Genomic DNA, 9,197 nt, shown 5'->3' with positions numbered 1-9,197 from the left:
CTGTTCCCAGTTAAGTGTTCCCTCAAACCTAAAATTTTGTACCTCACCAGTATAGGAATTGCTATAATAGTTAATTTGAACTAAAAACCTTTGAAATTATGACTCCTGAATCATAACTACCACCAAGATATTACAAATAAAATCGAATTGCTATAGTAAATTTTATTGTTATAACTTTTGGTTTAATCTGGTTTATGGTTAAGGGTTATTAATACCAATTTTCTCTGATTTTGCATCTAATCCATCCTCCAACTTTCCCCCTTAAAATTATAGACATTGTTTAATCCGAATTTCTTATTCCTAATCACAAACATTTCTATTTAATTTTATCTAGCTAGTACAGCCTAGTGAAAATTAACCACCAGTTACAAAATCATATCGGCCTTACCAAATCAAGACTTTTAACTGATAAATTTTGACTTGCACGGAGTGGCAATACTTACACTTCATTAAACTATTTTCATAAAAATATCGCATCGAGCAAAAGCTATTACCGAAAAAAAAATTAGACAAATAATGACATTAAAACCATTGTTAAATGTAGAAAATTTGAGTAAGTATTATGGCAATATAAAAGCCTGCGACCAGATATCCTTCAATCTCTATCCTGCCCAAGTTTTAGGAATAGTAGGAGAATCTGGTTCCGGGAAATCTACTCTATTAAATGCCATTGGTAGATACATACCTATTGATAACGGAAATATCACTTATACTACTTCTAATGGAGAGATATTAACAGTGCCAAAACTATCAGAAACCAATTGTCGTTTATTAAGAAGAACTGAATGGGGATTTGTCCAACAAAATCCTCGTGATGGATTAAGAATGAACGTAACTGCTGGAGCAAATATTGGCGAACGTTTAATGGATATAGGAGTAAAAAATTATGGAAAAATTCGAGAAGAAGCTGCTTATTGGTTAAACCAAGTAGAAATAGATATTAACCGGATAGATGATTTACCAAAAATGTTTTCTGGAGGGATGCAACAACGGTTACAACTAGCTCGTGTTTTAGTCACAAAACCTCGGTTAATATTAATGGATGAACCAACCGGAGGTTTAGATGTTTCAGTACAAGCTCGTTTATTAGATTTAATTCGTTCCCTTGTGCGAAATCTCCAGTTAAGCGTAATTTTAGTTACCCATGATTTAGGGGTAGTTAGATTACTTGCTCACCGTTTATTAGTAATGAAAAATGGGCAAATTGTTGAGTCAGGATTAACAGACCAAGTATTAGATGACCCTCAACATTCCTATACTCAACAATTAGTTAGTGCAACTTTAATTCCTTAAATTAAGAAAGAGGGAAGAAGGAAGAAGGAACAAGAATTTAGTTATCTAGTAGAGAAGGAGTAAATATTCAAAAAAAGGCGAGGGTAAAATGATAGAGATATCTATCTGAAATGAATTCGAGCAGTTCTTTAGCTTTACTAGCAGTGTTTAAAAGTGGTTGGACTTTGTAGCTCAAAGAATGCTTTCAGATATCCCCATCTAATTCCTCCTTCTTCCTTGAAGCTTCTTACTTTATTTATAAGGATACTTTCAGATATCCCCATCTAATTATTCACTTCTTCCTTCTTCCTTGCAGCTTCTGACTTTATTTATTATGAGTATTCAATTCCTAGCAACGTAGCTCAAAGGATACTTTCAGATATCCCCATCTAATTATTCACTTCCTCCTTCTTCCTTGAAGCTTCTGACTTTATTTATTATGAGTATTCAATTCCTCAAACAAAATCATCAACAAGAAAATAGTTTCCCAGAAACTTCTCTACTATTAAAAGCAGAATCTATTGAAAAAAGCTTTACTTTACACAACCAAGGCGGAGTCAAATTATCAGTATTGAAAAATCATTTTCTCGACTTAAAAGCAGGAGAATGTATTGCCTTATCCGGCAAATCTGGTTCAGGAAAATCTACATTTATGCGTTGCCTTTACGGTAACTATCGAGTCGATCGAGGTTCAGTTTTGGTAAAGCATAAATCTACCTGGGTTGACCTTCCTAAATTAGCACCCCATGAAATTTTAGAAGTACGCAAAACTACTATTGGTTATGTCAGTCAATTTTTACGAGTAATTCCTCGCGTGCCAGCTTTAGAAGTAGCAGCAGAACCTTTATTAGAATTAGGAATAAAGCCAGAAATAGCCTATCAAAAAGTAGCAGAATTATTTGAGATATTGAATTTACCAAAACGTCTTTGGCATCTTTCCCCCACTACTTTTTCTGGAGGAGAAAAACAACGAGTTAATCTAGCTAGAGCGCTGGTAGTTAATTATCCAATTTTATTATTAGATGAACCAACTTCAGCCTTAGATTCTGTGAATCGTCAAATAGTAATTGAACTATTAGAAAAATCCAAAGCTAATGGTTGTGGTTTGATCGGAATTTTTCACGATGAAGAAGTAAGATTAAGAGTTTCTACAAAAGAACTTACTTTTGACTAATTCTCGGATTCACGCTCCCAACGTTAAACGCTAGTTTTTAGTTGCAAAAGTTAGTAATATTATTTTTTTCTCTATTTCCTTAGATTTGAAGCTTTTTTCTTAGCTCAATAAGTATATTAATTTATGCAATTAGACACTGGTGCGTTATAAGTGATGATTTTTGGTTCATAGAGGAAACTTGTCCTAGCAGGTCTCAACCAACTAGGATAGAGACTCTCTGTCCCCAAGCTTGAGATTTGGTATGCCCTGACGTACTTGTCCTTTTTTAAGAATGTTAATTGCTGGGTTTATGTCTAGATCTTTGGTATATTTACAGTGAGGACAAATATGAGTTCTTGTTGATAGAGACTTGGGGACTTTTTCACCACAGTTAGAACAATTTTAACTGGTATTATGGGGAGGCACAGCAATAGTTACCTAAATAACACGGGAGCATGAAAGCCATCGTCTTTTAAGCGATGGATGAAAGGCGAGGAGTCGGATTTTAAGGAGATGTGTTTTATTTGACTGAAAAGCCACGTTGAAAGCCCCCATATTTTAACCGGGGGATGAAAACAACCGAGTCGTTTAGACTAGACAACTAAAGTAGTCCTGTGCTATAATTACTTAGGTGTAAGCCGTCTATACCTCCTTTCAAATGTACTCTTGTCAGCAAGTTTTAGTAGGTAAAAATCCCGAATTAATTGCTATCTTAACATTCTTGTGTGAACAGTCTCACAAGCTCACTAACATGGGAATATATTATGGTCGGCAATTATTTTTTAAGTCTCACAAAACTCTGGGTAAGTATGACTTAGAAAAGGTCTACAAAAAGAACAATCACTATAAAATTTTATATTCGCTCTTCAGCACAACAAATATTGAGAACTGTAGCTGAATCATTTCACTCTTATTATGGTCTTATTATTGCCTATCGTGAAGGAAAAATATCAGACAGACCAAGGATTCCTAACTACAGAAAAAAAGGGGGAATGGCTACAGTAAGTTACCCCAAGCAAGCATTAAAGCTTAAAGATAATCAAATTAGAATACAACTAGGAAATACCTGTAAACGCTGGTTTGGAGTAGATAGCTTTTTAATTCCAATGCCTAGTAATCTTGCATTTTCTACTCTCAAAGAACTGAGAATATTACCGAGAAATAGATGTTTTACCCAAGAATTTGTTTATGAAAAAGAAGTAATAGTTAAACCTCTATTAAATCAAGAAAATGTCTTAGGAATAGACCATGGTGTCAATAATTGGCTGACCTGTGTATCCAATGTAAATACTAGCTTAATAGTAGATGGGAAACAGATTAAATCAATGAATCGTTGGTACAATAAACAAGTATCAACCATTAAAGAAAATCAGCCTCAAGGATTTTGGTCAAATAAACTAGCTGCAATTACAGAAAAGCGTAACCGCCAAATGCGTGACGGTATTAATAAAGCAGCCAGGATAGTCATTAATCATTGCGCACGAAAATTCTATTGGTACAATTGTTTTTGGTTGGAATAAAGGTCAGAAAAATCAAATAGAATTAGGAAAAAAAAGTAATTCAGAATTTGTACCAATTCCTACAGCTAGACTCAAAGAAAGAATAACTCAATTATGTTCTGAATATGGGATTATATTTATAGAAACTGAGGAAAGTTATACAAGTATTGCTTCATTTTTAGATGGTGACTATCTACCTAATTATGGTGAAAAACCCGATGATTGGAAACCGTCAGGAAAGAGAATAAAGCGTGGTTTGTATAGAAGTAGTAATAATTGGTTAATTAATGCAGACTGTAACGGGGCTGCAAATATAATCACAAAAGTAAGCAGAAAGCTAAGGTTAAACTTAAGCCGACTGTGTAGGGGCACTTTGACTTGTCCCCAGAGAGCGTATCTTTGGTCAGCGCGCGAAAAAACGAAGCAACACGGATTTATCCTGTTGCGTAGTATCTGCTTAGAATCCCCGTGACTTGAGTCCGGGGAGTAGTCAATCTCCTATATTTAACCCCAAAATATTCTAACCATTCTCGAAAATCAGATTCCCTTTTGATCGGTAAAAGTTACCTTTTTTCAGTCTTCAGATAACTTCCATATCCTCGAAAGTGCTGTATATTATTTGATATCTTATTATTGAAGAACAGAACTTGAGGAGTAATTTATGAATTGCCCTTACTTCTCAACCTAAATTTTTAGCTTTCCTTGTGGTAGTCTTCATGGATAATAATTAGTATTACTAGCAAAATTATTCTGACTTGCGTTAGTTTTATCCATAGGGCGTTTCGCTTCAATAATGTTTTGAAAGTAAAATCCCAAAAAATTGTTTTATTTACTCTATTAATAGCAATATTTTAACTTTACAACTGATAATTTATACCCATCAGCAATAGCAAACTTGCTAAAACACTACCCAAAAATCCTATTCCCAAATTCGTCATATTTGACTGACTCGCAGATGCCATTGCAGTATTCAAATCTGGTGAAGTTAAACGTTCATAATTTTTCACAGCTACAATTGTTTCTGGTAGGGATGATATTAAACTTCCCAAAAAATAATGCAGTCCGGCAAAAACTGCATCACCAAATAATTTACTAAGTAAATCATCATAAATTTCAGTCCAAGCGATAAATAATGTATTTAATATATAGCATAATAAAATTAATAACCCTGTTCCTAAAATAAACTGCCACCAACTTGCTATATAATCATCTGCATTAATATCATCAAATAATTCTGGTCTTTTGTTCTTAAATTGTTTTTCATAAAAGAAGAAAACTAACACACCTGCTAAACAAATTAAACCACCAATAAATATCCAGGGCAAAGTGCGGGTACTAACTCCCTCTGGTAAAGGTGCAAACTCTGATTCACCCGTAATGCACCAGTAAGCTGTAGTGGCAAAAGCAAACATTGATAATGACATGAAAAAATGCCATAAAAACAGCATTCTTTCTTTGTTAAAAATTTCGATAAAATTTTTGATATAAGATATTTTGCCAATAAATATCCATTTACTAATAACAATTATTGGCGCAACAATAAACATGAGATAAATATTGGCAAAATTTGAGCCTAAAGGAGTTGCTATACCACCTAGTCGTCGAAGACTTAGTGATAGCAACATCAGAAATAATTCTGGGTTATTTGTACTAGAGTTAATTACTATAGTGCGTTTATCTTTGCCTAAATATTTACCTGCTAAACCTGCGGCAGAATTTACCATCATATCTGTAGCAGTCGGAATAAACCAGAAGCAAAAAATGACTGCTATCAAGGCAGTAATTACCAAAAAAGTCGTTTCATTAGTAGAGTTGTGTAGTTGTATAATCCAGGTGTCCATAGCTTCAGATATAAGATTCAATATGAGGAATTGAAAAGTAGTCGGGTAGGCCAATATTTAAGTTATACCAATTCGATCGGAGAATATTAAACGCGCTGTTTTTGTAGGCAATAGCATTCTTGCCTTATCCCCTTAGAAATCAAAGGCGCTGTATCATCTTGTTTCCCCTTTTCCAAGGGTAAGGAAGGGGGATATAGAGAACAGGGTATGTCATTTCAGTTATTAGTTCTCAGCAAATACTTATTCAAATAGTACGATCTATATTAATTCTAAGATAGTAAGTAAGTGTGATATTTGCCCACCCCATCTCTATATAGATGTTGTTGCTTAAGGACAACGTTGGAAGTAGGGAAAATAGGGAACTTATCTAAAACAAACAAAGACTATGCCAGTAGGATAGTCTTTGTTTATTGTGACTATTTTTACTCAATATTCCATTGATTTATGTTTAAATGCCGACAATAGTAGGTATAATATTTTTTAGCAGACCTTCAATTTAAGCTACTAAATTACCATTTTTATTATTTTAATAATAGCCCATTTAATAGCTCTAAAATGTTCACTTCTGACTTTTTTTTTATTTTAATACTTGTAGTTAATTGATTTTGGGATATCTTTATTATTTAAAGATATATCCCTTTTAATTCAATGACAGTTGATTTTATTGTACCTAATTTTAATCTTTTATATAGAATCTAGTTATATAGTATATGTTTATAATTCTATCTACACTTCAATATTCAATCTCCCCCAACTATAGTAATCAAGAATGATTTATGAGATATTTAAGAACAATTAAGATAAATCAAAATCCTTTTAGATTCTGTACGTCGCGAATCCCACGGTTCCCCTACCTGTACATCGCCCTACCGACAGCTCCCCTACCTAATTACCATTAAAATCTCACAACTGAAATATGATTGCTATATATAATTAAGTATTCAACCGGATTTGATATTACCGAAAAATTAAGGTTTAAAGCCTCTCACTCGCCGTGGAGAAAAAAGCGGTCGTTAGCGTTAGCGTTAGCGTTAGCGAAGCTCCTCTGAAAGAGGCAGCTCCTCTGAAAGAGGCAGCTCCTCTGAAAGAGGCAGCTCCTCCGTTTGCGTAGCATTCCGAAGGAAAGGAGGCAAGAGGCAGCATGACCTTAGGATGGGATGGCGAGGTCTCCTCGCCATATCCAATCGACCAAGATAACAAAAAAATTCCTTTTAACCAATCCTATTCTTAAAAAGAAGAGGTAATTATTAATTGTTAATTGTTAATTATTAATTATTGAAACCTAGTAACCACTAGCTAAAGCCTCACAGATAGCTAAATCAAAATTAACTGCTTAAATTCATATTTATGTTTACCGTCCACAAGCTTTTTTAGTTAAAACTAACTAAAATTATACTGAGGATAACTATTGCCAATACAATAGTCATGTGGACGGTTATTAATAGGATTAGTAGATATTTAGCTAATCAAAACTTACCTACCATTAGGCAACCCTGGTACAGTTACTCCTTCTACTCGTTGGCGGAACTCTTCCACACCTGGATTAAAGTCTATTGGTAAAACTGCCACAATGTTCTCATGAGGACGGGGAATAATTACCCAAGATTCCAAAGTCGCACCGTAAACTTTTTCCACTGCTGCAATTCCTGCATCCATAGCAGTTTTTACTTCCGAAACATCACCTCTAATTTGAACAGTAAACCGCGCACTACCAACCCTAATATAACCAACTAAAGTAACTCGACCAGCTTTGACCATTGCATCTGAAGCAGCTAAAATACCAGGAAAACCCTTAGTTTCTAGTGCTCCAACAGCTTGTTGCGCCATTCTATCTCTCCTAAATTTCAGTTAAGAATTTAATTCTTTGGATTAATTGTAAAAATTTTAGATGTCTGCCAGAAATAAACTATTATTCAGCCAAAATATAATAGAATTTAGGACAAAACTCATCTAAACTGTTCGCTAACTTCTGTATATTCTAGTGGCAATACAGATTCTACATTCTCTGGGGGATTAGGAACAATATAATGACCGTCCACTATACCACCATAGACTTTTTCTGCTGCTTCAATGCCAGCTTGGACTGAAGGATTAACTTCAGAAGTTGGTCCCCGAACTGCAACTACAAAGTGGCCTCTTTCGGCTATACCGTAATAAACCAATGTAACTCGTGCAGCTTTGACCATTGCATCTGCAGCAGCTAAAATGCTAGGAAAACCAATAGTTTCTATGACGCCTACCGCCTCTGGCATCGAAACTTTCCTCCACTATCAACAATCAATTAATATAATTGTAATCTCAATAGGTAATGCTGTATATATAAATTAATAAAAATGGTATAATTTATCCTGGACTATGAGCATTTTTATCTATTTTGATATCTTTGTTTAAATAGGAAATAGGTAACAGGGAAAGGCTTTTAAGCTACCAATGAATTCTTAACATCAACATCTATATTCACCGTTTAAATAGGGAAAATATTATGAAAGGTATTAGCTGAATTAAGCTAAATAAAATATCAATAAAAATTAACTATAGTAATCTTATTTTAAATTTTAGATTTGATCCATATAATACTCAGGATATATATTTTCTAGAATATTTAGAGACTGGTGATAAATTTACTCAAATTTCTGTTTTTTCATGTTGTTTAAAATTGATTCCTTACATTATATTATTAGGACTTATATCATGTCCAGTAGAATCGGTATTGTCAGCGTGAAGGTAAGGAAAAAGGAAGAATGAAGAATCAAGAATGAAGAAGGAAAAAGCTTTAAGAGAAGGAAAAACCTTAAATATGGTAGATATTTCCCTAGTGTCTAATTATATTAGTTAATATATTTATTAGGCTAATGAAAAAAGCCGGAAATCAAAGGAAATCAACTTCAAATAATATTACTAATTTTGGCAATTAGACACTAGCCTTTACAGGAGACCATACCAACGGACATGATATTACGAAGAGACCGGGTTATCATATCAAATCCGGTTGAATACCTATTGTATAGTTGGCAGAGATGGCGAGATGGGGGGATGAGGGGATGGGGGGATTGAAGTAATTATAGAATTATAAACATATACTATATAACCGGATTCTATATCATACGAAATTTCCTGATTTGAACAACAATAATTAGGGTAATAAACCTAGTTTCTTGTTTGAGTGCGTAACTCCTGATTATATAAAATCCGGTAGTATCGGTATAATTCACGCCCCGTAGGCGTTTGGTCACCAAACCCAAACCCTACCAATGATTTTTTGTCTCTTGAGTGAACCTCCCAACTCCAAACCAAGCATATCGGAAATATAGCAATGAGCGCTGGCATCTTTACATATTACATAGATATTTATAATGTAACATAAAAGTAACTGTATGAGCTGTATTTTTCATAAATTAGGCGATCGCTAAAGGTTAAAGTTTTAAGGATGCG

At 34.1% G+C, this 9,197-nt stretch carries 6 protein-coding genes and 1 pseudogene; 3 read left to right on the top strand and 4 right to left on the bottom strand.

Annotated elements, in window-relative coordinates; translation table 11 throughout:
- Positions 1-516: 516 nt before the first annotated feature.
- Positions 517-1,293: a phosphonate C-P lyase system protein PhnK gene (gene phnK, locus F6K22_RS20870; protein ID WP_293102097.1), complete on the top strand. Its 777-nt coding sequence runs from the start codon at positions 517-519 to the stop codon at positions 1,291-1,293.
- 418 nt (positions 1,294-1,711) lie between these two features.
- Positions 1,712-2,446, top strand: a complete 735-nt coding sequence (phnL, locus tag F6K22_RS20865) for a phosphonate C-P lyase system protein PhnL (RefSeq protein WP_293102094.1) — start codon at positions 1,712-1,714, stop codon at positions 2,444-2,446.
- 193 nt (positions 2,447-2,639) lie between these two features.
- Here the strand turns inward: phnL and F6K22_RS43115 are convergent.
- Positions 2,640-2,827: pseudogene (locus F6K22_RS43115) on the bottom strand (zinc ribbon domain-containing protein); the annotation flags it as partial.
- Positions 2,828-3,306: 479 nt separating this feature from the next.
- Between F6K22_RS43115 and F6K22_RS20855 the strand changes: the two are divergent.
- Positions 3,307-3,945 carry a transposase gene (locus F6K22_RS20855; protein WP_293102091.1) on the top strand — a complete coding sequence of 213 codons (639 nt, stop codon included), beginning with the start codon at positions 3,307-3,309 and terminating at the stop codon, positions 3,943-3,945.
- A gap of 836 nt (positions 3,946-4,781) precedes the next feature.
- On the opposite strand, the gene F6K22_RS20850 is transcribed toward F6K22_RS20855, so the two are convergent.
- From F6K22_RS20850 to F6K22_RS20840, 3 genes are all read right to left on the bottom strand, one after another.
- Positions 4,782-5,765 carry a hypothetical protein gene (locus tag F6K22_RS20850; protein WP_293102088.1) on the bottom strand — a complete coding sequence of 328 codons (984 nt, stop codon included), beginning with the start codon at positions 5,763-5,765 and terminating at the stop codon, positions 4,782-4,784.
- 1,473 nt (positions 5,766-7,238) lie between these two features.
- On the bottom strand, positions 7,239-7,592 hold the full coding sequence (locus F6K22_RS20845; RefSeq protein ID WP_293102085.1) for a carbon dioxide-concentrating mechanism protein CcmK: 354 nt from the start codon (positions 7,590-7,592) through the stop codon (positions 7,239-7,241).
- 119 nt (positions 7,593-7,711) lie between these two features.
- A complete protein-coding gene (locus tag F6K22_RS20840) occupies positions 7,712-8,017 on the bottom strand; it encodes a BMC domain-containing protein (RefSeq protein ID WP_293102082.1) in 306 nt (101 codons plus the stop codon).
- Positions 8,018-9,197 lie beyond the last annotated feature (1,180 nt).

It is taken from the genome of Okeania sp. SIO2F4, from assembly GCF_010672385.1.
Classification (GTDB): domain Bacteria; phylum Cyanobacteriota; class Cyanobacteriia; order Cyanobacteriales; family Microcoleaceae; genus Trichodesmium.
Note: the sequence above shows the minus strand (reverse complement) of the source record. Positions and strands in the feature narration are given on the sequence as shown.